At 43.0% G+C, this 25,903-nt stretch carries 23 protein-coding genes; 10 read left to right on the top strand and 13 right to left on the bottom strand.

Annotated elements, in window-relative coordinates; genetic code table 11:
* Positions 1-45 precede the first annotated feature (45 nt).
* Positions 46-2,931 (top strand): aminomethyl-transferring glycine dehydrogenase, encoded by a 2,886-nt coding sequence (gene gcvP, locus ODOSP_RS09615; protein ID WP_013612133.1) that lies wholly within the window; start codon positions 46-48, stop codon positions 2,929-2,931.
* Positions 2,932-3,000: 69 nt separating this feature from the next.
* Here the strand turns inward: gcvP and ODOSP_RS09610 are convergent, their stop codons facing one another.
* Genes ODOSP_RS09610 through ODOSP_RS09600 form a run of 3 tightly spaced genes read right to left on the bottom strand, consistent with a single transcriptional unit; the run spans position 3,001 to position 5,018 of the window.
* On the bottom strand, positions 3,001-3,534 hold the full coding sequence (locus tag ODOSP_RS09610) for an RsmD family RNA methyltransferase (protein WP_013612132.1): 534 nt from the start codon (positions 3,532-3,534) through the stop codon (positions 3,001-3,003).
* The gene (locus ODOSP_RS09605) at positions 3,525-4,364 is read right to left on the bottom strand and encodes a DUF3822 family protein (RefSeq protein ID WP_013612131.1); all 840 of its coding nucleotides are present in this window, start codon (positions 4,362-4,364) and stop codon (positions 3,525-3,527) included. The genes ODOSP_RS09610 and ODOSP_RS09605 overlap by 10 nt, the downstream gene beginning before the upstream one ends.
* A gap of 9 nt (positions 4,365-4,373) precedes the next feature.
* Entirely contained in the window at positions 4,374-5,018 is a 645-nt protein-coding gene (locus ODOSP_RS09600; protein ID WP_013612130.1) for a hypothetical protein, read from the bottom strand.
* A 183-nt stretch (positions 5,019-5,201) separates the two neighbouring features.
* On the opposite strand from ODOSP_RS09600, the gene ODOSP_RS09595 reads away from it, so the two are divergent.
* Positions 5,202-6,620 (top strand): ATP-dependent DNA helicase, encoded by a 1,419-nt coding sequence (locus tag ODOSP_RS09595; RefSeq protein WP_013612129.1) that lies wholly within the window; start codon positions 5,202-5,204, stop codon positions 6,618-6,620.
* A gap of 56 nt (positions 6,621-6,676) precedes the next feature.
* On the opposite strand, the gene ODOSP_RS09590 is transcribed toward ODOSP_RS09595, so the two are convergent.
* Positions 6,677-8,419 carry a phospho-sugar mutase gene (locus tag ODOSP_RS09590; RefSeq protein WP_013612128.1) on the bottom strand — a complete coding sequence of 581 codons (1,743 nt, stop codon included), beginning with the start codon at positions 8,417-8,419 and terminating at the stop codon, positions 6,677-6,679.
* A gap of 128 nt (positions 8,420-8,547) precedes the next feature.
* Positions 8,548-8,901 carry a 50S ribosomal protein L19 gene (gene rplS / locus ODOSP_RS09585; RefSeq protein WP_013612127.1) on the bottom strand — a complete coding sequence of 118 codons (354 nt, stop codon included), beginning with the start codon at positions 8,899-8,901 and terminating at the stop codon, positions 8,548-8,550.
* Between the two features lie 467 nt (positions 8,902-9,368).
* Here rplS and greA point away from each other — a divergent pair, with 467 nt between their 5' ends.
* The 8 genes from greA (at position 9,369) to ODOSP_RS09545 (ending at position 14,210) form a co-directional block, all read left to right on the top strand.
* Positions 9,369-9,845, top strand: a complete 477-nt coding sequence (gene greA / locus ODOSP_RS09580) for a transcription elongation factor GreA (protein WP_013612126.1) — start codon at positions 9,369-9,371, stop codon at positions 9,843-9,845.
* Between the two features lie 13 nt (positions 9,846-9,858).
* Positions 9,859-10,251 (top strand): HIT family protein, encoded by a 393-nt coding sequence (locus ODOSP_RS09575; protein WP_013612125.1) that lies wholly within the window; start codon positions 9,859-9,861, stop codon positions 10,249-10,251.
* Positions 10,252-10,427: 176 nt separating this feature from the next.
* Complete coding sequence (locus ODOSP_RS09570) at positions 10,428-11,252, top strand: ABC transporter ATP-binding protein (RefSeq protein ID WP_013612124.1); 825 nt, start codon at positions 10,428-10,430, stop codon at positions 11,250-11,252.
* Positions 11,253-11,274: 22 nt separating this feature from the next.
* Positions 11,275-12,213, top strand: coding sequence for a hypothetical protein (locus tag ODOSP_RS09565; protein WP_013612123.1), 939 nt, complete (start codon positions 11,275-11,277; stop codon positions 12,211-12,213).
* Between the two features lie 11 nt (positions 12,214-12,224).
* Positions 12,225-12,653, top strand: coding sequence for a hypothetical protein (locus tag ODOSP_RS09560; protein ID WP_013612122.1), 429 nt, complete (start codon positions 12,225-12,227; stop codon positions 12,651-12,653).
* Entirely contained in the window at positions 12,643-13,014 is a 372-nt protein-coding gene (locus tag ODOSP_RS09555) for a GntR family transcriptional regulator (RefSeq protein WP_013612121.1), read from the top strand. Before ODOSP_RS09560 ends, ODOSP_RS09555 begins: the two co-directional genes overlap by 11 nt.
* Before the next feature lie 41 nt (positions 13,015-13,055).
* Positions 13,056-13,553 (top strand): PaaI family thioesterase, encoded by a 498-nt coding sequence (locus ODOSP_RS09550; RefSeq protein WP_013612120.1) that lies wholly within the window; start codon positions 13,056-13,058, stop codon positions 13,551-13,553.
* A 24-nt stretch (positions 13,554-13,577) separates the two neighbouring features.
* Complete coding sequence (locus ODOSP_RS09545) at positions 13,578-14,210, top strand: HAD family hydrolase (RefSeq protein ID WP_013612119.1); 633 nt, start codon at positions 13,578-13,580, stop codon at positions 14,208-14,210.
* A 193-nt stretch (positions 14,211-14,403) separates the two neighbouring features.
* On the opposite strand, the gene ODOSP_RS09540 is transcribed toward ODOSP_RS09545, so the two are convergent.
* The 8 genes from ODOSP_RS09540 to infB all read right to left on the bottom strand — a co-directional run bounded on the left by ODOSP_RS09540 (position 14,404) and on the right by infB (position 25,903).
* The gene (locus ODOSP_RS09540) at positions 14,404-15,585 is read right to left on the bottom strand and encodes a TolC family protein (protein ID WP_013612118.1); all 1,182 of its coding nucleotides are present in this window, start codon (positions 15,583-15,585) and stop codon (positions 14,404-14,406) included.
* A gap of 17 nt (positions 15,586-15,602) precedes the next feature.
* Positions 15,603-18,725 carry an efflux RND transporter permease subunit gene (locus tag ODOSP_RS09535; protein WP_013612117.1) on the bottom strand — a complete coding sequence of 1,041 codons (3,123 nt, stop codon included), beginning with the start codon at positions 18,723-18,725 and terminating at the stop codon, positions 15,603-15,605.
* 12 nt (positions 18,726-18,737) lie between these two features.
* The gene (locus ODOSP_RS09530; protein ID WP_041556645.1) at positions 18,738-19,961 is read right to left on the bottom strand and encodes an efflux RND transporter periplasmic adaptor subunit; all 1,224 of its coding nucleotides are present in this window, start codon (positions 19,959-19,961) and stop codon (positions 18,738-18,740) included.
* 261 nt (positions 19,962-20,222) lie between these two features.
* Positions 20,223-20,696 (bottom strand): DUF6769 family protein, encoded by a 474-nt coding sequence (locus tag ODOSP_RS09525; protein WP_041556644.1) that lies wholly within the window; start codon positions 20,694-20,696, stop codon positions 20,223-20,225.
* A 74-nt stretch (positions 20,697-20,770) separates the two neighbouring features.
* Complete coding sequence (locus ODOSP_RS09520; RefSeq protein ID WP_013612114.1) at positions 20,771-21,151, bottom strand: methylglyoxal synthase; 381 nt, start codon at positions 21,149-21,151, stop codon at positions 20,771-20,773.
* A gap of 103 nt (positions 21,152-21,254) precedes the next feature.
* Positions 21,255-22,352 (bottom strand): CapA family protein, encoded by a 1,098-nt coding sequence (locus tag ODOSP_RS09515; protein ID WP_013612113.1) that lies wholly within the window; start codon positions 22,350-22,352, stop codon positions 21,255-21,257.
* An 88-nt stretch (positions 22,353-22,440) separates the two neighbouring features.
* Positions 22,441-22,902, bottom strand: a complete 462-nt coding sequence (locus ODOSP_RS09510; RefSeq protein ID WP_013612112.1) for a protein-disulfide reductase DsbD domain-containing protein — start codon at positions 22,900-22,902, stop codon at positions 22,441-22,443.
* Positions 22,903-23,062: 160 nt separating this feature from the next.
* Entirely contained in the window at positions 23,063-25,903 is a 2,841-nt protein-coding gene (gene infB, locus ODOSP_RS09505; RefSeq protein ID WP_013612111.1) for a translation initiation factor IF-2, read from the bottom strand.

The raw sequence follows: 25,903 nt of genomic DNA, 5'->3' as shown, positions 1-25,903 counted from the left end.
CCTTTAATTTTGAAAACGTTTTCAATTAATTTTAATGATATAACAATGGCTAAAGAACAATTTTTAGGAAGACATGTCGGCCCACGTCCGGAAGATGTAGAGGAGATGTTGAAGGTGATCGGAGTGAAGTCTGTCGACGAATTGATAGAACAAACAGTACCGGCATCCATCCGTTTACAGGAACTGTTGGATTTGCCTGCTCCTTTGACTGAAGATGAGTTTTTAGCTCGGATACGGGCTGTCGCTGCTAAGAATAAACTATATCGTTCGTTTATAGGACAAGGATATTACGATACCATTTCTCCGGCTGTTATTATCCGGAATATATTGGAAAATCCGGCTTGGTATACTTCTTATACTCCTTATCAGGCCGAAGTATCCCAGGGACGTCTGGAAGCTTTGCTGAACTATCAGACCATGATTATCGAACTGACAGCTATGGAGATCACCAACTGTTCTCTGCTGGATGAAGCGACTGCTGCGGCAGAAGCAATGACTATGATGTATGCTCTGCGGGGAAAGGAAATGAAGAAAGCCGGAGCAAACAAGTTGTTTGTAGATAATAAAGTATTCCCTCAGATTAAAGATGTATTAGTCACACGTTCTGCTCCTCAGGGAATCGAACTGGTTTACGGAGATTACGATACTTTTGAATTTACTCCGGAAATATTCGGAGCTTTAGTACAATATCCTGCTGCTAACGGTGCGATCCGGGATTACAGAGCTTTTGCCGATCGGGTACATGCCAATGGTTCTCTTTTGACTGTTGCCGCCGATTTGATGAGTTTGGTATTATTGACTCCTCCCGGAGAGTGGGGGGCCGATGTGGTTGTCGGTACTTCGCAGCGGTTCGGTATCCCGATGGGATACGGTGGGCCTCATGCTGCCTACATGGCTACTAAGGAAGAATACAAACGGAATATTCCGGGACGTATTATCGGTGTAACGATCGATGCTCAAGGAAATAAAGCATTGCGTCTGGCTTTGCAAACCCGTGAACAACATATCAAACGTGAAAAAGCATCTTCAAATATCTGTACAGCCAAGGCATTGAATGCTACGATGGCTGGTTTCTACGGTGCATGGCACGGTCGGGAAGGTTTACAGCGGATAGCACGGCATATCCATTCGGCTGCTGTTATTCTGGCGGAAGAAATTAGTAAATACGGCTATCAGCTGAAGGAAGGAAAATTCTTCGATACGATCCGTTTCGTGCTGCCGCAGGGAGTGACTCAGGAAATGATTCGGGAAGTAGCTTTGGAACATCAGATCAATCTGTTCTATTGTGCTTGCGGAACGACTGTCGGATTATCGACCGACGAGAAGATCAGTGAAGCTGAAATCAATGAGATCATCGGTATTTTTGCCGAAGCTGCTGGGAAGAAAGCTGAGAAAGTGACTTTCCTGGACGATTGCACCGTACTCGATCCTGACATGTTGCGGGAGGATGAGTTTATGGCTCAGCCGGTATTCAATATCTATCATTCCGAGACGGCCATGATGCGTTATATGAAGAATCTGGAACGCCGGGATATCTCTTTGGCGACCTCTATGATTTCTTTGGGCTCTTGTACGATGAAATTGAATGCCGCTGTAGAGATGATGCCGATCACCTGGCCTGAATTCGGAGGTATGCATCCTTTTGTTCCGTTTGATCAGGCGGAAGGGTATCAGCAAATGATCCGTGAGACGGAACAAATGCTGGAAAAAGTGACCGGATTTGCAGGTTGCAGCCTGATGCCGAATTCCGGTGCTGCCGGTGAATATACCGCTCTGATGGTATTACGTCAATATCATATTTCCCGTGGAGAAGGTCACCGGAAGGTGATGTTGATCCCCGCCTCCGCTCATGGTACGAATCCGGCTTCCAGTGCTATGGCCGGTTTGCAGATTATCGTAACGGCTACCGATCCAGAAGGAAATATCGATGTCGAAGATTTTCGGGCTAAAGCGGAAGCGAATAAAGACAATCTGTTCGGGGCTATGATTACTTATCCTTCTACCCATGGTATTTTTGAAGAATCAATCCGGGAACTGGTGAAGATTATTCATGATAACGGTGGACAGGTCTTTATGGACGGAGCGAATATGAACGGTCAATGTGGTTTGACAAGTCCCGGATTTATCGGCGCCGACGCTTGCCATTTAAATTTGCATAAGACGTTTGCTATGCCTCACGGTGGTGGTGGCCCGGGTGTCGGTCCGATCTGTGTGGCTAAACACCTGGTAGATTTCTTACCTTCACATGCTGTGGTGAAGACTGGCGGAGAACAAGGAATACATGCTGTGTCAGCCGCTCCTTATGGCTCGGTGAGCATGCTGCCTGTGACCTATGGCTATCTGTTGATGCTCGGAGCAGAAGGTTTGAAGCACGTAACTGAAATGGCTATCCTGAATGCGAACTATCTGGCTTCTTCATTTGAAAAGCTCGGCTTTAAAATTTTGTTCAAAGGCAAACAGGGACGCGTAGGGCATGAAATGATCTGGGATTGCAGCGCTTTCAATAAAGAATATGGTATTTCCGAGCTCGATATTGCTAAACGGTTGATGGACTTCGGTTTCCATGCACCGACCCTGTCGTTCCCGGTACATGGTACTTTGATGGTGGAACCGACTGAAAGTGAACCGAAAGAAGAACTGGATCGTTTTATCGAAGCACTGAAGACAATCCGCGAGGAAATGTGTGAGGTAGCCGAAGGAAAAGCAGATAAAACCGATAATGTACTGAAGAATGCTCCGCATACGCATAAGGTTCTGACAGCTGACGAGTGGACTCACACTTATCCGCGTAGTAAAGCGGCTTATCCGCTGCCTTGGGTGGCTGAGAATAAGTTCTGGCCTCAAGTAGGACGCGTAGACGATGGGTATGGCGACCGCAACCTGATGTGTACCTGCGATCCGCTTTACGATTATGTGAACGACGAAAATTAAAGATCGGTCGATCATATTTTAATCCCGGGACGGTTGAAGCCGAATCCCGGGATTTTTTTGCGAAACAACCTATCTGAATAACGAAAAGTTCACGCTGCCGTATTGCCGGTGTTCTGAAAAACGGGGGTGACTGGAAAAGTCGGTGTTGGCCGGATGTTCTATAATAGCAATCCCATTTTCGGCTAACAATTCATTATCGAAGATTGCGGCAGGGATATCGTCGATTTTATCCAACTTATAGGGAGGGTCGGCGAAAATCAGGTCGAATTTCCGTCCTTTTAATTTTTTGCAAGCGATAAAGACATCGGTTTTATAGATTTTTATGTGCTTAAAACCCAATTCCTTTGCAGTCCGCCTGATGAACATATAATGTTTGTAATTCTGTTCGATGGAGACAATCTCCCGGGCACCACGGGAAGCAAATTCATAACTGATACTGCCGGTACCTGAGAATAGATCAAGGGCGGAAATATCTTCCAGGTCCATATAATTGGTCAGTACATTAAACAAATTTTCTTTGGCAAAATCGGTCGTCGGACGGGCACTGAAACTCTTGTCGGGAAAAATCTGCCGTCCTCGGTGAGAACCACTGATTATTCGCATTTGTGGATATTTAGCAAGTGGATAAAACTGGAATTATTCAATTCATTATTCCGTACGAGCTGGGACAATGGGGCGCAATTCAGGATAGATACATTCGGGATGTATTTATTCATGAGCGTCAGTAAATCCGGATCGTTGACCAGATTGCCCGATAAGGAGGTATGCACGTTCTCTTTATCGATATGACATTGTTGCAGACAATTCAGGGTGTAATAAATCAGGTCAGTCACCGAACCGTAATCAAAAGAATTGAACAACAGTACCTCGTTGTTCTGAGTCAATAATAAATCGAAATACCGATCGTGTATGTCGATAAATAGATGATTGGTATTGAATTGAATGCTTTCGATAGCTTGAATGATAAAAGCATAAGCATTATTGACGATACACAGCGAAGCATAACGGGAGCTCAGAAAATTGACGAAACTACGTGGGAGTACTTCGACCAGGTAACTTTCGATCGCTTTGATTTTCCGGTATAATAAGATATCGTTTTTCTGAGGTTGCAGGCAGATCCGGTACATATCTCCCAAGGTATTCTTATTGAACACATGGGCGGGCAACAGGATTTTTTCTTTTTGGCAAGGTAGAATATATACTTTTTTATATTTTAAATTCAATAGTTCATCTTCCACCATGATTTTTTTTACCTTGGCAATGACGGCATCCTGGCTATCCAACTGGTAAGGCTGGAAAAAAAACACCAAAAGCTGGTGATTATGATTGTGGACACAAAATGAAAGTCCATCCGTCGAGTAACGGATGGACAAAATATATTGTGAAGAATTTTCTTTTATGAAATTACTGTCAATATAATATACGTTCTGCATGCAACTACATTATTCCCAGTTACCTACGTTATTATTCGCTTCTTTCAGGTCACCGACTTTCAGCCCCGGATATTTCTTCAACCTTTTTCTTTCACCGTTTTCCTGAAGGATTTCGTCTTTGTATTGATCTTCGATGTCTTCAAAGATATAGGTATTGGAAATCCAAGCCTGGAAAAGAGGGACTTCTACTCCTGAATCGGTAAATATAGAAGAGGCACCCATATTGAATTGATATTTCCGTTTCGTGAAAGGCACATAACGGAGATCGTCGATCGGGTAATCTTTATTGAAAATGGTTTCTAAAGCGCCTTGTTTTACAGTGTCACGAACAATCCGCCCTTCTTTGATAGCCTGAGCTTCGGTAATTCCTTTTTCCAGGTCTTCGTCGCTCAACGAACCGATTGAACGAACAACTTTTACCGAGTCGTATTTGATGAAATTGATCAGAGTGTCAAAACTACCGGTATATTTCCCATATACTCCTTTATAAGTTTCCTGAGCTGTACGGATATCTTTCAGACGATCGGCAATTCTCGCATATCTCTGTTCTTTTATCACTTTAAATTGTTGAGGAATCTTAATACTTTCGTAGCATTTATAGCCAAGAAAAATAATAATTCCGGCAAGGATAATCTGAATAATAAGCTTTTTCATATTTAACGTTATTTTTGTATGATATTAATGCATAAATTTTCATCAGACCTGTGAGGTTGATCCTAATTTCGTATCTTTATCCCCGCAATTCAAACGTTGTCAACGCAGCACAAAATCTTAATATTGCTCGCAAATTTAGGAAAAAATTTAGATTAAAGGCATAATCTTCTATTAAATTTCATGATGATCCAAAAACATTTTGAAGATATTATCCGGAAGAAATTCGGTTATGATTTTTCTCCGACCCAACAGATCGCTGTTGAGCATTTTATCCGTTTTTTCTTTGCCCGGGAAGAAGAAGGGATTTTTCTGTTGAAAGGATATGCCGGTACGGGAAAGACTTCATTGGTCGCTGCTATTGTGAATGCTTTGGTAAGCCTTGAGTATAAAGTCGTTTTGCTGGCCCCGACCGGTCGGGCGGCGAAGGTTTTTGCCGGTTATGCCGGACAAGCGGCTTTTACGATCCACAAAAAGATTTATCGTCAAAAGTCTTCGACCGATGGAGAAGGCTTGTTTAATCTGGGATTTAATGCCGGTGCTGACACCTTGTTTTTTGTCGATGAGGCTTCGATGATTTCAAATGCCGATGGGGAAGGTAATTTCGGGAGTGGTTGTTTGTTGGACGATTTGATACAGTATATATATAATGGACGGAATAACCGTTTGATACTGATCGGGGATGTGGCTCAGTTACCCCCTGTAGGCCTGGATATTAGTCCGGCCTTGGACAGACGGGAACTGGAAGCTGCTTATAATTTCAAGGTGACCGAGGTGGCTTTGACCGATATTATGCGGCAGGCAGAACAGTCGGGTATTTTATACAATGCCACACAGGTACGGAGTCTGATCGGAATCGGATCGGAAAATCTGCGGCTCAGGATCGGAAAATTTCCCGATGTTTTTAAGATCGGTGGTGGGGAACTTCTGGAAGAAATAGATTCCTGTTACGGGCGGTTCGGGGAAGAAGAAACGATTGTCGTTTGTCGTTCGAATAAACGGGCCAATCGGTTTAATGAAGGAATACGCCGCACGATCTTATACCGGGAAGAGGATTTTTGTAGTGGAGACCGGATTATGATCGTAAAAAACAATTATTTCTGGGGAGCTGATTATGAAAAAATCGATTTTATTGCCAATGGAGATATGGCTACCGTACAACGGGCCGGCAGAAGAGTAGAGCTTTATGGTCATCATTTTGTAAATGCTACACTGAAGATAGATGGGTATGAAGAAGAGGTGACGGCTTGGGTTATGCTGGATACCCTGATGTCCGATTATCCGGCGATGACGTATGAACAAAACCGTATATTTTATCAGGCTGTAGAAGCCGATTATGCCGATATCCCTTCTAAAAAGAAACGATTTGAAAAAATCCGGGAAAATGAATATTACAATGCCTTACAACTGAAATTCGCTTATGCCGTTACCTGTCATAAAGCTCAGGGGGGACAATGGGATGCCGTGTTTATCGATCAGGGGTGGTTGCCGGAGGAGATGCTGAATGATGAGTATTGGCGTTGGTTGTATACGGCGATTACCCGGGCACAGGAAAGGGTATATTTCGTCAATTTTAAAGAAGAGTTCTTCGAAATACCGGTTTGAAAATAGGCTAATGTACCGGTCTGTATACACAGTGCGGTACATTAGCCTGCCGGGTATTAGTTTATTTTCAGATCGGCCATCATTGCATCGATTTTAGCTAAAGCTTCAGCTTGGGCTTTATGAAAATCGTTTACATTTTTCATCGTGGCACGGGCTTCGAAATAGAATTTTATTTTGGGTTCGGTACCGGAAGGACGAACGGAGATTTTGCAACCGTCGGCCAGGAAGAATTGAAGTACGTCACTGGTGGTTGGAAAATCCATGGTTTTTGTTTCTCCGGTTTTCAGATTGATTTCCTGTAATGTTGCATAATCTTTTTTGATGATGATTTCACTGTTATTGATCGTTTTCGGGGTGTTGTGCCGGAGGTTGTTCATCATATCTTTGATTTCCTGAGCTCCGGTCAGGCCTTTGCGTACAATATAAACCATTTTTTCTTGTGAGAAACCATATTCAGCATAGATCGATTCGAGAATACCGAACAAAGTTTTCCCCTGATCTTTTGCCCAGGCAGCAATTTCTGCCATCAAAGAGGTCGAAGATACGGCATCTTTATCCCGGGTAAAAGAACCTGGCATGAAACCGAACGATTCTTCACCGGCTCCGATGTAACCTTCAGCTCCCTTTTTACGGATCATATCGGCGATCCATTTGAAACCGGTGTATACATCGTAACAGGGAATCCCGTTCTTCTCGGCGATATCTTTAATCAGCTCGGAAGTAACGATCGTTTTACCAGTATACTCGTTGCCTTTGAGTAGGCCTAATGCTTTCCTGCGCTGGATGATATACCAGGTAAAAATAATGTTGGTCTGGTTGCCGTTGAGTAGAATCCACTCGCCCCGGTCGTCTTTAACAGCGATACCGATACGGTCACCGTCCGGATCACAAGCCATAGCCAGGTCGGCATCGATCTCCCGGGCTTTATCCAATGCCATCTTGAAGGCTGCCGGTTCTTCCGGATTTGCAGAAGCTACGGTTGGAAAATCACCGTCGGTAATCATCTGTTCCGGGATAGTGGTGATATTGGTGAACCCCCAATTACGTAAAGAAGCAGGCACTAATTTATAAGTGGTACCATGTAAGGGAGTAAAAACAATTTTCAAGTCGTGCTGATGTTGAATGGCTTCCGGAGATAAACTCAGGGTTTTTACTGTATTCAGGAATTTCTGGTCAAAATCTTCGCCAAGAGTCTTGATTTTATCCGGGACAGCCGTGAACTTAATATCGGTGACCTTCACTTTTTTTACTTCGTCGATCACATTTTTATCGTGAGGGGGAACTAACTGTGAACCATCATTCCAGTAAGCCTTATAACCGTTATATTCTTTCGGGTTGTGTGAAGCGGTAATGATGACTCCTCCTTTACATCCCAATTCACGGATAGCAAACGACATTTCCGGTGTCGGACGCAGCGATTCGAAAAGATAAGCTGTAATGCCGTTGGCTGAAAAGATCGCTGCAGTCGTTTCTGCATATTCCCGCGAATGATGGCGGCAATCGTGGCCTATACATACTGAATTATTTTCTCCCGGGAACAGCCGGTTAATATAATTGGCGAAACCTTGGGTAGCGGCACCTACCGTATAAATATTCATCCGGTTGCTCCCCACACCCATAATTCCGCGTAACCCACCGGTACCGAATTCCAGATCGTTGTAAAATGAGTCGATCAATTCGGTCGGGTCACTGGCATTCAACAGGCGTTCTACTTCTGTACGGGTAGCTTTGTCGTAGGCATCGTTCAGCCACATTTCGGCTTTGGCTCTGGCTTTTTGAATAATTTCAGTATTCTCCATAATGTATTTTTTATTGTTGTGATGATTCTGTCTTTGTTGATACGATAAAATATTCCTTAAAGATTTGACAAAGATAGGAAATAAAAAAAGCCCTGCAACGCAGAGCTTTTTTTATTTTTAACTTGATCTTAAGATCTCTTTTCTTTGATTTTGGCTTTCTTACCGGTAAGATTACGGAAATAATAAATCCGGGCACGTCTTACTTTTCCGACTTTGTTTACTTCGATTTCTTTGATAAACGGTGATTCTATCGGGAAAATTCTTTCAACACCGACATTTCCTGACATTTTACGAACAGTGAAAGTTTTAGTGCTTCCGGTTCCTTTGACTTGGATAACTACACCACGGAATACCTGGATACGCTCTTTATTTCCTTCGACAATTTTGTAGTGAACGCTTACTGTGTCACCTGTGTTGAATGAAGGATGCTCTACTGGGTTCTCAGCGGCAAATGCCTGTTCTGCAACTTTAATTAAATCCATTATTTCAAATTTTAAAAATCCATTTATCGGACACAGTATTATCACGGAGTCTTTCGTATAAGAGACTGTGTACGTTTTTATCGAGGTGCAAATGTAGGAAAAGTTATTTTTATATGCAAATGATTCCCTTTTTATTTTATAACTTCTGAAAAGTTTATGTATAAAAGAGGAACTATCTATCCGGTTATTTACAAGGCTGGTCTGAAAACAAGCCGGTATTTTGAAGGGTATTGAAAGAGAAAAATATTGATAAAGAGTGAGATTAGGGGCGAAACGAAGAAATTCTGAAGTGGAAACGTTTGTATAATTTTGCTGAAAAAATTTTTTATTCCGAAAAAAGGTCATATCTTTGTAATCGGAGGTGAGGATTCCTAGTATCAACAGGAATTCTTTTTAATAAAGGCACTTATTGGAGGATAAGTGTCATTTATTTTTTTATGTATAAAATAAATGTTAAATAAACGGTTATGAGCAACAAAGTGTCTTATGTAACAAAAGAGGGATTGAAGAAACTACAGGAGGAATTGGAAAGATTGCAGAATGTAGAACGTCCGAAAATTTCCAAGGCTATTGGAGAAGCTATCGAAAAAGGCGATATTTCAGAAAATGCAGAATATGATGCAGCCAAAGATGCCCAGGGGCTTTTGGAAGCAAAAATAGCCCAACTGAAAGATACCATCGCGACCTGTCGGGTGATCGATGAGTCACAGATCGATACATCTAAAGTACAGATGTTGAATAAGGTGACGATCAAAAATACGAAAACCGGAGCAACAATGACTTATACTCTGGTTTCTGAAACTGAAGCAAATTTCAAGGAAGGGAAGTTATCTATCCATACACCGATTGCACAGGCTTTGGTCGGAAAGAAATTAGGAGATAAAGTGATGGTGAAGGTACCTGCCGGTGAAATGGAATTCGAAATTATGGATATCAGTCTGTAAAATGCGATTTGTTATGGCTTCAATTTTTTCTAAAATCGTGAAAGGAGAAATTCCTTCTTATAAAGTAGCTGAGGATGAGTATTATTATGCTTTTCTCGATATTAATCCTTTGCAAAAGGGACATACGCTTGTGATTCCTAAAAAAGAAACCGATTACCTGTTCGATCTTTCGGATGAAGAGTTAGCCGGGCTAATGGTGTTTGCCAAGAAGGTCGCCAGGGCTATTGGTAAAACCATTCCTTGCCAACGGGTCGGTGTGGCTGTATTGGGTTTGGATGTCCCGCATGCACATGTTCATCTGGTGCCTCTCAACGGAGGGGACGATATGAATTTTTGTAATCCTAAAAAGCAATTTCCGGCTGAGGAAATGAAAGCTTGTGCCGAATCGATCGCTACGAATATGTGATTATGAATCCGGCCTGAGAAGGCTGACTGACGATAGAGGAAACGGTCAAAGTGACGAAGAGTTATTTTGACCGTTTTTTTTCTTCAGAATTTGTTTTTCTGATTATTATATCTACTTTTGTAGTGTATTAGTATATTAATACGCTATGAAAATTTATCAATCTTAATATTGAAAAGATGATTTATATTGAAAACTTGGATTTTGGTTATCAAAAAAAACGGGAAGTTTTTTCCGGATTGAATCTTTCATTGACCGGGGGGCATATTTATGGCCTGCTTGGAAAGAATGGAGCCGGTAAGACTACTTTATTAAAATTGATCGGTGGTTTATTGTTTCCTTTGCGAGGCCGGATAGAGGTGTGTGATGCTATTCCCCGGTTGAGGAAACCTTCTTTTTTATCCGATATTTTTTTCATTCCTGAAGAAATCTGTTTGCCGGATATGAAGATGAAAGATTATTTCCCTTTGATCTGTCGGTTTTATCCGAAGTTTGACGAAGAATTATTGTTCCATGCCATGGAAATTTTTGAAGTATCCGAATCGGATAAAATGGGACAAATGTCTTATGGACAGCGTAAGAAGGCTTTGATCAGTCTGGGGATAGCTTGTAATACCCGGTTGTTGATGATGGACGAACCAACCAATGGATTGGATATCCCTTCAAAAAGTCAGTTCAGGCGATTGATTGCGTCGGTGGCTTCAGAGGAACGTTGTGTTGTGATTTCTACTCATCAGGTCCGGGATCTGGAAAATTTGATCGATGCTTTGGTCATTATCGAAAAGAGCCGGATCTTGGTCAATACAACGGTAGAACAGATTACGGATCATTTTGTGTTCAGGCAGATGAGAGAGGGAGAAACGGCTTTATTTGCCGAAGAATCTTTAAGAGGCCGCTGGGGAATGGTACCCAACTTACAGCAGGAAGATAGCAAACTGGATATGGAATTGTTTTTTAATGCGGTTTTGGAACATCCGGCGGAGATTGAAAAAGTTTTGAAATAGGAAAATGTATAAAATGATAGCTATGAATGAAGTATTTGAATACCGGCGTTTGGGAGCATTGGCCCGGAAGTATTACCGGGAAAATAGGAGGTTAGGAATTATTTTCCTAGGGATCATAGGAATAATCACTTTTTTGTGTTTGTGTAAATTTAATCCTTTTCTGAGGGAATACACGCAAGTAGAAAATCCGGCGGAGGTATCTGATTTTATTCAATATTACAAAGGGGTATATCGTCAGCTGTTCTGGGGACTATATGGATTGTTTGCTTTGGTTGTCGCTCTGCATTCTTTGCGTGATTTTGTTGTAAAAGATAAAATATTGAATACGCTGTTGTTACCGGCTTCTGTCTTTGAAAAATATGTGCTGGCTTTCCTGAATTCCACGGTCGTATTACTTGTCGTTTATTTGTTGATGTTTTATGCTTTGGCTTCGGTTACGAATAGTTATAAATTTACAGGACTCAATCGATTGGAGTATGTAAGCGGGAGTTTCGGGAATCAGGTCCCTGCCATGACTCCCGGACAGGAAGTGGTTCATACCGAAATCGGGAATGTGTTCGACTTTTCGGAGGGTGGGTACCTGATGAATATTTCGTATGACCAGAAAGAACTGAACTATGGAAAGCTGACCAATGGCATTGTAGTGAATATGGTTGTCATTTGGTTTTTATATGTAATGTCGGTAGGCATGTGGGGATCGGTCACTTTCCGGAAGCATCCTTTTATATTGACTTTTTTGGTTCATGTGATATTTTTATTGGCCTTGGTAGCCGTTTCCGTCTGGTTGGGGAATAAGTTGTTCGGGGCAGAGCCACAAATGAAACCCGATGAGTTGAGTTTTTACGGAGGAGAAGTCTTGCCAGATTTACCTTCTTTCCGCTGGTTACTGGTGTTCTATATTTTCCCACTGACCTATCAGGCAGTAATTTGGATAAAATTGAAAACGAAACAAGTTCAATAATTGAAAAGACAATGAAAAAATATGATTTAATTTTAGCAGTCCTTTATATTTTACCGGTGATTTTGGGATTTATCATTTTTTATAACTTAAAAAATCCAAGTGATCAGGAGATGGAAAAAGCCGGGGCTTATATCGAAAAATTGTATAAACAGCCGGTAAGTAACGTTGTGATCTATAATACAGATATGGCAGTCAGGGTGATTGAGTCGCCGGAAAAGGTAAAGCAGGGATTTAAAATAACCGGTGTGATACCGTTCCGGCAGGTTACTGGTTTTCGGGTGGCCGGAGACACTTTATATGTAAGTGGCCCCGAGGAATATTCGGGTGTGATATGTCAGTTATGGGTATCTCCCGGTGTAAAAGTGGATACATTGAATGCACCGAAGGTGTGTATCTCAAAGTCAAAGGTTAAAGACAATATTACTGATTATGGACTTTAAGGAGACGCAGGCGATTTATTTGCAGATTGTGGATTTGGTTTGTGATCACATTGTCACAGGTAAATGGAAAGCTCAGGAACGGATTCCGTCTGTTCGTGAATTGGGGGTACAATTGGAGGTAAATCCGAATACTGTGATGCGTGCCTACGACTATTTGCAGGCCCGGGAGATCATTTGTAACAAGCGGGGAGTCGGCTTTTTTGTGACAGAAGGAGCTTCGAAGCAGATTACTGAATCCAGACGTGAAGAGTTTGTCGGGACGGAACTGCCCGATATCTTCCGGCGAATGAGTTTATTGGCTATTCCGATCGAATTGGTCGTGGTCGAGTATGAAAAATATAAAGCAGGCAACAATTCTTAGAAAAATGCGTTAATTTTACGGTTCGATAATCGGAACGTAAAATGGAAAAACGGAAAATGTATAATGCCTATGCGGATTTGGAGGGATACAATTGTTTCGGTTGTTCGCCGACAAATCCGTATGGACTGAAATGTAAGTTTGTGGATGAAGGTGAATATATCACCTGCCATTGGGTGCCCTCGGAGAATTATCAGGGCTTTTTTCATGTTTTGCATGGAGGGATACAGGCGACACTGATCGATGAGATTGCCAGTTGGGCAATCTTTTCTCATGAAAAAACAGCTGGTGTGACAACAGAAATGCAGGTGAAATACCGACGGCCTGTCCGGACAGATCAGGGAGAAATTTGGTTGAGAGCCAAGGTGACCGAAGTGGCAAGACGGTTGGTGACCGCTCACGTGGAGCTTTTCAATGAAAAAAATGAGTTGGCGACCGAGGCCGATGTGGTGTATATGATTTATCCGGAAGAACTGGCACGGAAAAAATTGGATTGGCCTGGAGCGGAAGCTTTTTATAAGCCTGTAGAAGAAGAGGAATAAATAATAGGGATTAAAGATAAATTTATGAAGTATAAAAATGTCGTGTGGGATTGGAACGGTACTTTATTGAATGATGTGAAAGTCGGTGTGAATACGTTGAACGATATGCTCGGGAGAAGAGGTTTGCCATTGCTTTCTGTAGAAGATTATAAAGAAAAATTCGGTTTTCCGGTCATAGACTTTTATGATCGGGTCGGATTCGATATGGAGAAAGAATCTTTTCATGAACTGTCTGTCGATTTTGTCGAGACCTATGATAAATATGCCGGCGAAGTGGGATTGAACGAAGGAGTAAGAGAGGTGCTGGCAGGCATACAGCAAACCGGTGTAAAACAGTATGTCCTGTCTGCTCTTCGGGAAGATTTGTTGCAACAGATGCTCCGGCATTTTCAGATCGATTCCCGTTTTGACCGCGCTTGTGGGGCGAATGATATTTATGCGGCCGGCAAGATCGAACGGGGACAGCAAATGTTACAGACTTGTCCGATTGTACCCGAAGACACCCTGATGGTTGGAGATACTATTCACGATGCCGAGGTGGCCGACGCTTTGGGGTTCGATTGTATCTTATTTGCAGGAGGGCATAACAATGAAGAACGCCTGCAGAAAAAAGCTCCTGTCATTCATCGGATGAGGGAATTGCTGACCTGTGTTTGATGAGTTATTAGGGGGATAGCCGTATAGCGGTAATTGCCTTGATGCTGAATTTCTTGCAACTTTTGTGCCCCCTGTAATTATTAAAATCTGGAGTAATTGCTTCCTAAAGTTTTTTGAACTCTGCCGGCGCGTTTTTACAGCAGCACTCGTGGCTGTAAAAACGCGCCGGCAGGTTGGGGGACTTTAAAACTTATTACAATTGATATTGTAATAGTTGGGCCACTGCATTCTGATATTCTTTTTCTACATCCAAATAGTTTTGCATACTATCGTAAAGCAGAGTAATCTCTACAAAATAATCGATCATGGATATCTGCCCGGTTTCGAGAGCCTTATTGAGTAATTCGTCGGTCCGTTGGCTGGAAAGAGCCTCTGCATATTCATTCCGGGAGTTTGCCAAAGCTTCGGCTTGCAGGTATAGTTCCCGGAGGGTAGCTTTCAGGGTCTGTTGATTGGCTAAGATATTGGTAACCGTATATTCGGCTTGTGCTTTTGCTTGTTTAACCGTGTTTCTATTTTCCCAAAGCGGAATCGAAAGGCCGATTTTGAAACCGTTCATCTTTGATTCACTCCCCCCGTTACGACGGTAACCCAGATCGAATTTAGGTAAAGTCAGGGCCCGGTTTACTTTGATCTCCCGTTGGGCGGATTCGGATTCGCTGCGTAGACTTTTTAATGTGGGATCAGCGGCCAGATACTCCGATTCCAGACTGGAATAGTCCGGTAGAACCTGAGTCTGTGGGTAGTCCGTTGTTTCGAAATCGAGGGGGTGGCCACCGTTCAGTGCCTGTAATTTCTCCAATTGAGCCCGCAAAGCCGAGTTATTGAGTCGGCTGGCATTATTGGCATTAATCTTTTCTAATTGAATTTTGTTGTATTCTAATCGGTTGGCATCACCATTCGCAAAACGTTGACGATACAATTCTGCTAGTTTTTCCGCATTTTTCAGCCGTTGGTCCAATAACTGTTTTTGTTTGCGTAAGTATATGATCTCCTGGCAGGTCTGTTGTGCTGTCAGTAAGATCTCCTGACGGGTGGCTGCATATTGGAGATCGGAAGTTGCAGATTTCAATTTGGCCAATTTGTTTTTATTGGCATAGACCGTAGGGAAGTCGAAACTCTGTACGACGGCTAATTCGTTGGCATTTCCGCCTACACTACGGTCGGCCCACAATTGATTTAATTCGACTGTCGGGTTGGGTAAAAAAATCCCCGTCCGTGCTTCCAGCTTTTGTGCTTGGTTTAGTTGCATGCCTGCTTGTAAGGTGGGATTGTTTACCTCGATATTTTTAAGCACTTCCTTGATTCCCGATTGGGAAAATACAGGGAGAGTGACGATCAGAGACAGGCAAAGGATGTATATGTATTTTTTCATAATGATGAATTGTAAATTTATAAATCGGCTTGTATCTCCTGAGGGGTTACTATTGATGCTTCTTTTTTCCGGTTCAACAGAAAATATACGATAGGGACTACAAATCCGTTTAGCAGAGTGGAGCTTAATAATCCTCCTAATATCACCTGTGCCATAGGGCTTTGGATTTCATTTCCCGGAAGATCCCCACCCACAGCCAGCGGAATTAAAGCCAGTGCAGAGGTTAAGGCTGTCATCAGAATCGGATTGAGCCGGTCCAAAGAACCTTGAATAATACTTTCCCTCAGATTCAGACCTTCTTCCCGTAAATGATTGTAGTGGGATACCAGTAGTATTCCGTTACGGGTAGCGATACCGAATAGGGAAATGAATCCGATGATAGAAGGGATACTGATTACCCCTGAGGTAAACCAGATACTGATCACTCCTCCGATGATGGCTAAGGGCAGATTCAACATGATGATACCGGATAAAGGTAAACTCCGGAATTCATGATACAAAATCAAGAATATCAGTAGGATGGAGATCAGGGAAGTCAGGAATAAAGTTCGGGAAGCAGCTGCTTCACTTTCGAACTGTCCGCCATACTCGATGTGATAACCTTCCGGTAGAGAGATTTGTTCGTCTACTGTTTTTTGGATATCGTTGACTACGCCTTTCAAATCCCTGCCGGCAACATTGGCAGAAACGACGATCTTACGTTGTACATTCTCCCGGCTGATGGTGTTGGGCCCGGATAGGGGAAGTACTTCCGCTACATAATGCAGGGGCACTTTACGTCCATCGGCATCCAGCATGAGTTCACCGATTTCTTCCATGCTATCCCGGTCATGGTCGGCTACTTTAATGGTCAGGTCGAAGATTTTTCCACCTTCATTCACTTGTGAAACTACTTTCCCGGCCAGAGCGACATTGATAAATTCGGAAAATTCCGGTAGAGTAATACCATACCTGGCCAACATGTCCCGTTTAGGAAGAATCTGTAACTGAGGACGTTCGATCTGTTGTTCCAGAGTCAGGTCCGCAATACCGTCGATTCCTTGTATAGAATTCTTGATTTCACTTCCCAAGCTATACAGTTTATTCAGGTCATTACCGAATAGTTTGATCGCAATGTTGGCTTTCGTTCCGGAAAGCATGGCGTCGATACGGTGGGAGATCGGTTGACCGATTTCGATATTGGCCCCTTTCAGTTCACCCAATTGTTTTCGTACATCAGCCAGAAATTCATCTCTGTCCCGGTCTTGTAACTCGAAAGGTGCTTCGATTTCGGAGGTATTTACTCCCAGTGCATGTTCATCTAGCTCGGCACGTCCTGTCTTACGTGCCACAGTTTGAATTTCCGGAATCCCCAGGAGAATCTTTTCGGCTAATCCACCCATACGGTCCGACTCTTCAAGTGAGATACCCGGCATGGTACTGATATTGATGGTCAGCGAACCTTCGTTGAAAGGAGGCAAGAAGCTACGTCCTAAACTGAATAGGATGATCAGCGATAAAACCAGTAGGGTGGCAGCTGTACCGATCACTATTTTTTTGTAATGCAGTGCCCAGTTTAACGATTTTCGGTATACCTTTTTTAAGCTGCGGGAGATAAATGGCTCCTTTTCGCTTTTTTTCAATGCTTTTTCGGTAGTCAGCATATAACTACATAATACCGGAGTCAGTGTCAAAGCGATGACGGTCGAAGCAAACAGGGCGACAACGAAAGCAATACCCAGCGGTATCAGCATTCTGCCTTCCATGCCCGAAAGGAAAAATAAAGGAAGAAAACAAGCCACGATGATCAACGTAGAGTTCAGGATAGGCATCCGGACTTCTTTCGAACCTTCGAAAACAATTTCGATGGTCGGGCGTCGTTCTGTGGCGGGTTTGAATCGGTTTTCGCGTAAGCGTTTATATACATTTTCCACATCCACAATCGCATCGTCGACCAACGAGCCGATAGCAATAGCCAAACCTCCTAAACTCATAGTATTGATTGTCAACCCCAAAGCATGCATCACCAGGATTGCCATCAACATAGACAAAGGAAGAGCGACGAGGGAAATGATCGTGGTCCGGAAATTCATCAGGAAAAAGAACAACACCACAATCACAAAAACAGCTCCTTCCAGTAAAGCTTCCTGGATGTTGTGGATCGAACTGTTGATAAAACGGGATTGCCTGAAAATGTCTGTCGAAACCTCGACGTCTTCCGGTAAAGTTTTACGAAGTTCCTGGATAGAGGCATCCAGTTTGTCGGTTAGTTCGAGGGTGTTGGTGCCGGGTTGTTTGGTGACGGTAACCAGCACTGCCGGTTTACCTTTTTCTGAAGCAACTCCTAATTTAGGTGTTTTAGCTCCGATCTGAACGTTTGCAATATCAGCCAATGTGATAGGAAAATCGTCGACGGTTTTAATGACGGCTTTACCTATTTCCTCGACCCGGGTGGTTGCCATAACTCCCTGTATGATATATTCATTTCCGTATTCGTAAAGGATACCTCCGGTGGCATTTTGGTTCATATTTTCTACTACCGGCAGGACCTCGTCCAATCCGATATTGTAATACTTCATACGGGCCGGATCGAGCAATATCTGATACTCTTTGATGTCGCCTCCGATAACGGCCACTTGGGCAACTCCTCCGGTCGAGAGTAAGCGCGGTCGGATGGTCCAATCGGCTATTGTACGTAAATCCTGTAAAGAAGTACTGTCGGCAGTCAGACCGATAATCATCATTTCACCCAGGATCGAAGATTGGGGGCCCAGGGTGGGAGTACCGACATTATCAGGAAGTGCTTCTCCCAGGGTTGCCAGCTTTTCCGATACAATCTGCCGGGCTGTATAAATATTCGTACCCCATTCGAATTCAACCCATACGACCGAGAAACCTGTGGTAGAAGACGAACGTACACGTCTGACGTCGGTGGCTCCGTTGACAGCGGTTTCCACCGGGAAGGTCACCAGCCGTTCTACTTCTTCCGGTGCCATCCCTTGAGCTTCGGTCATCACCACTACGGTCGGAGCATTCAGGTCTGGAAAAACATCCACTTCCATGTTGTGGGCTGTAATGCTTCCCCAAATCAGCAGGGCTACTGCTGCGATCATTACCAACAAACGGTTGTGTAATGAATATTGTATGATTTTATTTAGCATAGTTACTCCATTTTAATGTTCGTGGGTATGACCCGGAATAGCAGCAGAGGCTGAAGCCATTTTCACCTGATAAGCTCCACGGGTAACGATCCGGTCTCCCGGAGTTAAGCCTGATAATACCTGAACTTCCTTGCCATTGTTGGCTCCGAGTGTGACTTCTTGCTTTTGGTAACCTTCTTCATCGAGTTGGCGGTATACATAAAAATTACCCATTTCGTTCGTTAAGGCCGATACCGGAAGGCTCAGTACATTCTCCATGGGATAAGAGAGCAGGTATATTTCGACGAATGAACCCGGAATGATATCACCACGGTTGTCGAATTCGAAGGTTACCGGGATAAAAAATGAATTTGTTCCGGCAGCCTTACCGACGGATAGTAATTTCCCGGATAAATCAGGTAAAGCATATACGCGATTATCGTAAGGAGTTTTAAAGTTGGCATTATTGATGGAATTCAGCGAGTTATAGTATTTTTCAGATACGTCTGCACGTAAAACCAGTTTTTTATTTTGCGATACAGTGGCTATAGCCTGACCTGCTGTAACATATTCGCCGTCTTTGACAGAGATGTTTTTGAGATAACCGGTTAATGGAGTGGTGATCCCGACACCTTTGGCCGATTGTTTACCCGAAATAGCTTCATAAGCGGTTTTGGCGTTCTGATAATTTAAGCGGGCATTTTCAAATTCTTTTTGAGAAACAATCTGATCTTTTACTAATTTTTCAGCTCGTTCGTATTCGGCTTTGGCTTTTTCGTAATTGGCATGGATACGGGTATAATAATCTCCTTCGCCCATGTGCTTCGAAGTAATGTAAAAAAGAGGTTGTCCTTGTTTTACCATACTTCCTTCCGCCAGGTTATTGTTAGCATAGGAAATAACCCCGTTGTTGGTGGCTACGATGATCGATTCATCTCCGGGAGCCGGAAGCACCTGACCTGTCGTTTTGATAATCTGGTGGAAGGTTCCGGGCTGTATTTCTTTCACTTCAAAATCTGTTTTGGCTGCCTGTGCTTTTGTGAAGATAATCTCATCACTATGTCCTTCGCCGTTCTCATGTTCCTCTTCTTCATGGTTGTGACCTTCGTGTTCATGGTCGTGATTTTCGTGTTCATGGTCGTGGTTATGAGCTGCATGCTCCTCGGCTGTCTCGTGTTCATGAGAGGATTTTTGAGTATTTTTACATCCGTAAAAACACATCGATAAAATAGTTAGGGCTATAATAAATAGTCTCATATCGTTTTATTTATGGATATTTAATTCGGTTAATTCTTATTGGTAAAGCTGATAAAGTTGTGTTTTCACTGTCTGAAGTTTATAAAGTGGATCGTATTCTTCGGAGGATTATACCAAACCTCATTTCTAACGATCGTTCTGCGGCCGTAAATAAAACGCCCGCAGGGGTATCGACTTTATAAATTTTATGAACTAAGCTTTATCGGTACGATAAAATTCTGTCCGGTTTATCAGAAGGGTATCTCCCTGATATTTAGAAAACTATACTGTAAAAGGAGAGGCTCGGCCGGCCAAGGCTGATATATAACAGGCTGTATGAAGTTTTTCCTGATAATAACTATCGGAATCACATTGTTGCTCTGCTTCAGAAGATAAGAATTCAAGAATATTGGAAACAAGAAACAACGAGAGGCTAAAATGATGATAGGCTCCTTCTTCGCTCTGATGTTCTACATTTTGGCCCCGGTTGATCTGGGTTTGAAAAAGATTTTTTACACACCGATGATTGCTACTGCCTGTGTCATGACTGTGCTCTTCGTTTTCTCCTTCATCCTGGCAGTGAGCGGTTGCGAAACAGATATATTCGTTGTGATGATGATGTGGAAATACAACAAAAGCAAGCATCACTATGCTGGCCATAGAAAGAAGCGTTATTGCTGTAAATTTCCTGATCATCCGAATCTTATATTTTGCACAAATATAATAGATGAGAATGGTTTGTGCAAAGGTTTTCATAGATTTCTCTGAATAACGGCTTTATCTGCCGATTGATAAAGACGTTTCCATTAGTAAAGTCCGGGGTCCGGGCTTTACTTCTGATGCATATCGAGGAATCCCCGAATCATCATTTCAGCGCTGGCTGGATTGGTCGCGATAGGTACGTTGTGAACGTCACATACCCGCATTAACATTTGTACATCCGGTTCGTGTGGGTGTTTACCCAGCGGATCCCGAAAGAAAATTACCATCGCAATTTGGTGTTCAGCTACCAATGCGGCAATCTGAGCATCACCTCCCAACGGCCCTGATAGTAAGCGTTCAACTTCCAAACCTGCATCCTGTGCATGTTTCCCTGTAGTTCCGGTAGCTACGATTTCTGTACCTACGGATTTCAGAAAGTCCATGTGTCTGTTCAGGAAAGCTACCATTTCGGCTTTTTTTCCATCATGTGCAATTACTGCAATTTTCATAATTTAAAAGTTATTATTTTTTAACTCTACGAAATTACAAATTTTATTACATAAAATAAGTCCTTCCGGTAAAAATATTTGCGGAGTCGATTTCGGTGAGCACCTATTCTAATTGGAATTTCGGTGCTATATGACCGATAATCGAATCGGTATCCTGAAAAAATCGGGTATAGAGCAAAGAGTCCTGGCTGGCGAGGATTCGGTGGGCTTCCGGTTCGGGGATGACATAATAACGTCTTTTCCCATCTTCCAGCGGACGATAGACATAGTTACTGAGGGTTTGCATCCGGTAACGGGTTTTCCCGTTTTGGCGGTAAAGAGTGAGGTGAACTCCCAAGCCTCCGTTTGTATATCGTTTACTTTGGTTGGATACAAAATTTCCTAAAGAGAAGACAGTAACACCCAGTGTGTCCTGTTCGTGTTGAATATAGCTTATCGGTTGGATGACGTGTGGGTGTGAACCGATGACGATGTCGGCTCCCCGTTCGTGCAACCAGGAAGAAAGTTTTTTTTGAGTTGCATTCGGAGCTGTAAAATACTCTTCACCCCAGTGCATGACTGCAATGATATTGGTAACCGTGTCTAAAAGGGCCTTTTCGATTTGGCGGGCCATATGAAAGGTATCGATCATGGAAACGACCTGGCCGTGGGTTACCGGAATACCGTTAGTCCCATAAGTATAACTGATCAGGGCAATCTTGAATTTTCCCTGGCGAATATAAAGGGGAGAACGGGTAATCCAAGCCGTTGTATCGGTAAAGGTACCGGTATGGGGGAATTGCAGGGAATCCAGATAGTATATGGTTTTAGCTATACCGCGATGTCCTTTGTCGCAGGAATGATTGTTATTGGTGGTCAGGATGTCGACTCCACATGCTTTTAAATCACGGGCAAGTTGCCAGGGAGCACAAAATTGAGGATAACCACTATACCCCCTGTCGGATAAAGTCGTTTCCAGATTGGCGATGACATAATCGGCTTTTTGCCAATAAGGAGTGATGTACTGAAAACAGGGCAGATAGTCGTAATCAGCTGTCTCTGCATTCCAGGCCCCGCTGATCTGAGGTTCGTGTTGCATGACGTCTCCGAAGAAAAAAAAGCTCAGGCTATCCAATTCCGGACTATTATCCCGGTATAACCAGGGTTGGGCTAAAGCCGGGATATATCCTGAAATCAGAAAAACCAACAGGAAATGTTTCATACTATATAAGCGGATAAAATGAAAAAAAGAGACAAAAATATCGGTTGGATCTTTGTCTCTTTTTATAGCAGGAATCGGAATCCTGTACTTATTTTGTTAAATCAAAACTGAAATCTGCTTCTGCAGGAGGAGTACATTGTCCGCCGGAGCAAGACATATATTCTACATAACCCACTAATTTAGCTTTTGCGCTGGTTACCTTGACCCGTTGAACAAAAGTAGCGGCATTGATAAAATATTTCAGATCCATATCGAACGCTTCGCTATGTTCGGTCAGAGCTTTCTCTGTCGCTTTGAATTCACCTACCAGTTCGATACCGCTGGTTTCATCTTCATCCATATTGAAGGTGGTTGGCAGAGGTCCGCCTTCGGGAAGTTTCGTGTCGTATAAATGCCATCCGCCGTCTACAGTAGCTTTGCAGATGATATCATATACTCCGTCACTCACTTTTTTCTGGGTGATTTGCCATTTTACGGGTTTTAAAACCTGAGCTGTCAGTCCTGTTGTAAATGCTGCGAACAGTACCATTATAACCAATATCTTCTTCATTTTTTCAAAAATTAATTGTTTTGTTTTTTATCTATCACAAAGTAAAGAAATAATCCCTGATAAGCAGTGTTAGACAGGTGTTAAATGTTCCTTAATTAATGATTAACAAAATAGAGAGCGGCAAGCAATATGGAAATCGTTTGTCGCTCGTCCGATATATTTAAAGTGTTTTTTTCACTTCCACTTCCTGGTATCCTTCGATCATGTCTCCGACCCGGATGTCGTTGTAGTTCTCGATATTCAGACCACATTCGAATCCTTTGGTTACTTCCTTTACATCGTCCTTAAAACGTTTCAAAGAACCCAAAACACCGGTGTAAATAACGATACCTTCGCGGATAACCCGGATTTTCGCTGTACGGGTGATCTTGCCGTCACGGACGATACAACCGGCGATGGTACCCACTTTGGAGATTTTGAAGGTTTCCAGAACTTCGACCGTTGCAATGATTTCTTCTTTGATTTCCGGAGAAAGCATTCCTTCCATAGCTGATTTCAATTCTTCGATCGCCTGGTAGATGACAGAATAAAGCCGGATATCTATCTGTTCTTTTTCAGCCAGTTTACGGGCGCCCATAGACGGACGTACCTGGAACCCGACGATGATTGCATTCGAGGCTGCAGCCAGTAGTACATCTCCTTCTGTAATCTGTCCGACAGCTTTGTGAATGATGTTCACCTGGATCTCATCTGTAGACAGCTTGATCAGTGAATCGGACAACGCTTCGATAGAACCGTCGACGTCGCCTTTAACAATCACATTCAATTCCTGGAAATTACCGATAGCGATACGGCGTCCGATTTCGTCCAGAGTGATGTGTTTCTGAGTACGCAGACCTTGTTCACGCTGGAGCTGTTCCCGTTTATTGGCAAGTTGCCGCGCTTCTTTCTCGTTCCCCATTACATTGAATTTGTCACCTGCCTGTGGAGCACCGTTCAAACCTAATATTAAAGCCGGTTCGGAAGGACCTGCCTTCTCCATTTTTTCTCCCCGTTCGTTGAACATGGCTTTGACGTGTCCGAAATACTGGCCGGCAAGCACAATATCACCTACTTTAAGCGTTCCGGATTGTACGAGCACTGTAGCTACATATCCACGTCCTTTGTCCAAAGACGATTCGATGATAGAACCGGTAGCTTTCTTATGAGGATTGGCTTTCATATCCAGAAGTTCGGCTTCTAACAATACCTTCTCCAGCAACTCTTCGATATTTAAGCCTTTCTTAGCTGCGATTTCCTGACATTGGTATTTTCCTCCCCATTCTTCCACCAGATAATTCATATTGGCCAGTTCTTCCCGGATTTTGTCCGGATTCGCTCCCGGTTTATCTATTTTGTTGATGGCAAACACAATAGGTACTCCCGCAGCACTGGCGTGGTTGATCGCCTCGATGGTTTGAGGCATGACGTTATCGTCGGCAGCGACGATGATGATAGCGATATCGGTCACTTGAGCACCACGGGCACGCATCGCTGTAAATGCTTCGTGCCCCGGAGTATCCAGGAAAGTGATCGTCCGGCCGTCACTCAATTTTACGTTGTAAGCTCCGATATGCTGTGTGATACCACCGGCTTCACCTGCGATGACATTGGTTTTACGAATACTATCCAATAAAGAGGTTTTACCATGGTCGACGTGCCCCATAACAGTGACAATCGGCGGACGTGGCAACAGGTTCTCTTCGGAATCTTCTTCCTCTTCGTCGATGGCTTCCTGAATTTCAATGCTTACAAATTCAACCGAATAGCCGAATTCATCGGCAACAATATTGATCGTTTCTGCATCCAAGCGTTGGTTGATAGATACAAAAAGTCCGAGCGACATACAAGCAGAGATAACCTCTGTCACACTAATATTCATCATGGTTGCCAATTCGGCTACCGTCACGAATTCCGTTAGTTTCAGAATGCTCTTTTCCTTTTCTTCTTGTTCCAGTTCGGCCTGTAACTTTTGCTGTGCAGCATCCCGCTTATCCCGACGGTGTTTTGCAGTCTGTGATTTTCCTTTGCTTCCTAAGCGGGCAAAAGTATCTTTGATTTGCTTGTCGATATCTTCATCGGAGATTTCAGTCTTTTCGTTTTTCTTTTTCTTCAGCTTTTTCAGTTTCCGCTTATTTTCTTCAATTTTGGCATTTTTGGCCGGAATGGTAGCTGCTTCCACCTGAATTTTTTCATCCTGACGATGAATTCTTTTCCGTTTTTTACGGATATCTGCATCCTCTTCTCCCTTATTAACGATATCTGTCGATGGGCTTGCTACCGGCTGTTCGGTTTTAGCGGCCGATACGAAAGGCTTGTTGGCTTTTTTCTGTTCACGGCGATCCCGTTCCCGTTCCTGTTTACTTTTTTTCGGAGGTCTGGTACGTTGGTTGATGGCGTCCAGGTCGATTGTACCCACTACTTTTACATCTTTCAGCGCAGGTTGTGCTACTTTGAAAGGAGTGGATTCGGAAGACTCTTCCATTTGTACGGAAATTTCGGGCTCCACTTCTGGTGTTACTTTTCTTTCTTCTTCCTGAGTTTCTTCTACTTCAACCCGGGTTACTTTCGGTTCTTCCACTTTTTCGGTTATTTCTTCCTGAGTTTCTCTTTTCGGTTGTTCAACCTTTGCTTCTACCGGTTCCGGTTGTGTTTTTTTCTCCGGATTCAGATCGATATGATCGACAATCTTAATTTTATTTTCGAATCTCACTTCATCTTTAATCGAAATGAATTCCTCTTCCTCTTCTTCTGTATCTTCGTTTCCTGAAGAGATGTTGCCAGCGTTGTCTATTGTGACAGTCTCTTTTTTCTTTCTGGTATTTTTCAGATCAACCAGAGAGGACTCTTTTTTTACCTGGCTGTCAGATGAAAATTCTTTTGCAACCAAAGCATAATCTTCATCCGTTAACTTTGCATTCGGATCTGAGGATATTTTGATCCCCTTACTGTGCAGGAACTCTACAATAGTAGATAAACCTACGTTAAATTCTCGGGCTATTTTACTTAATCTTACTGCCAT

Source organism: Odoribacter splanchnicus DSM 20712 (assembly GCF_000190535.1).
Classification (GTDB): Bacteria; Bacteroidota; Bacteroidia; order Bacteroidales; family Marinifilaceae; genus Odoribacter; species Odoribacter splanchnicus.
Note: the sequence above shows the minus strand (reverse complement) of the source record. Positions and strands in the feature narration are given on the sequence as shown.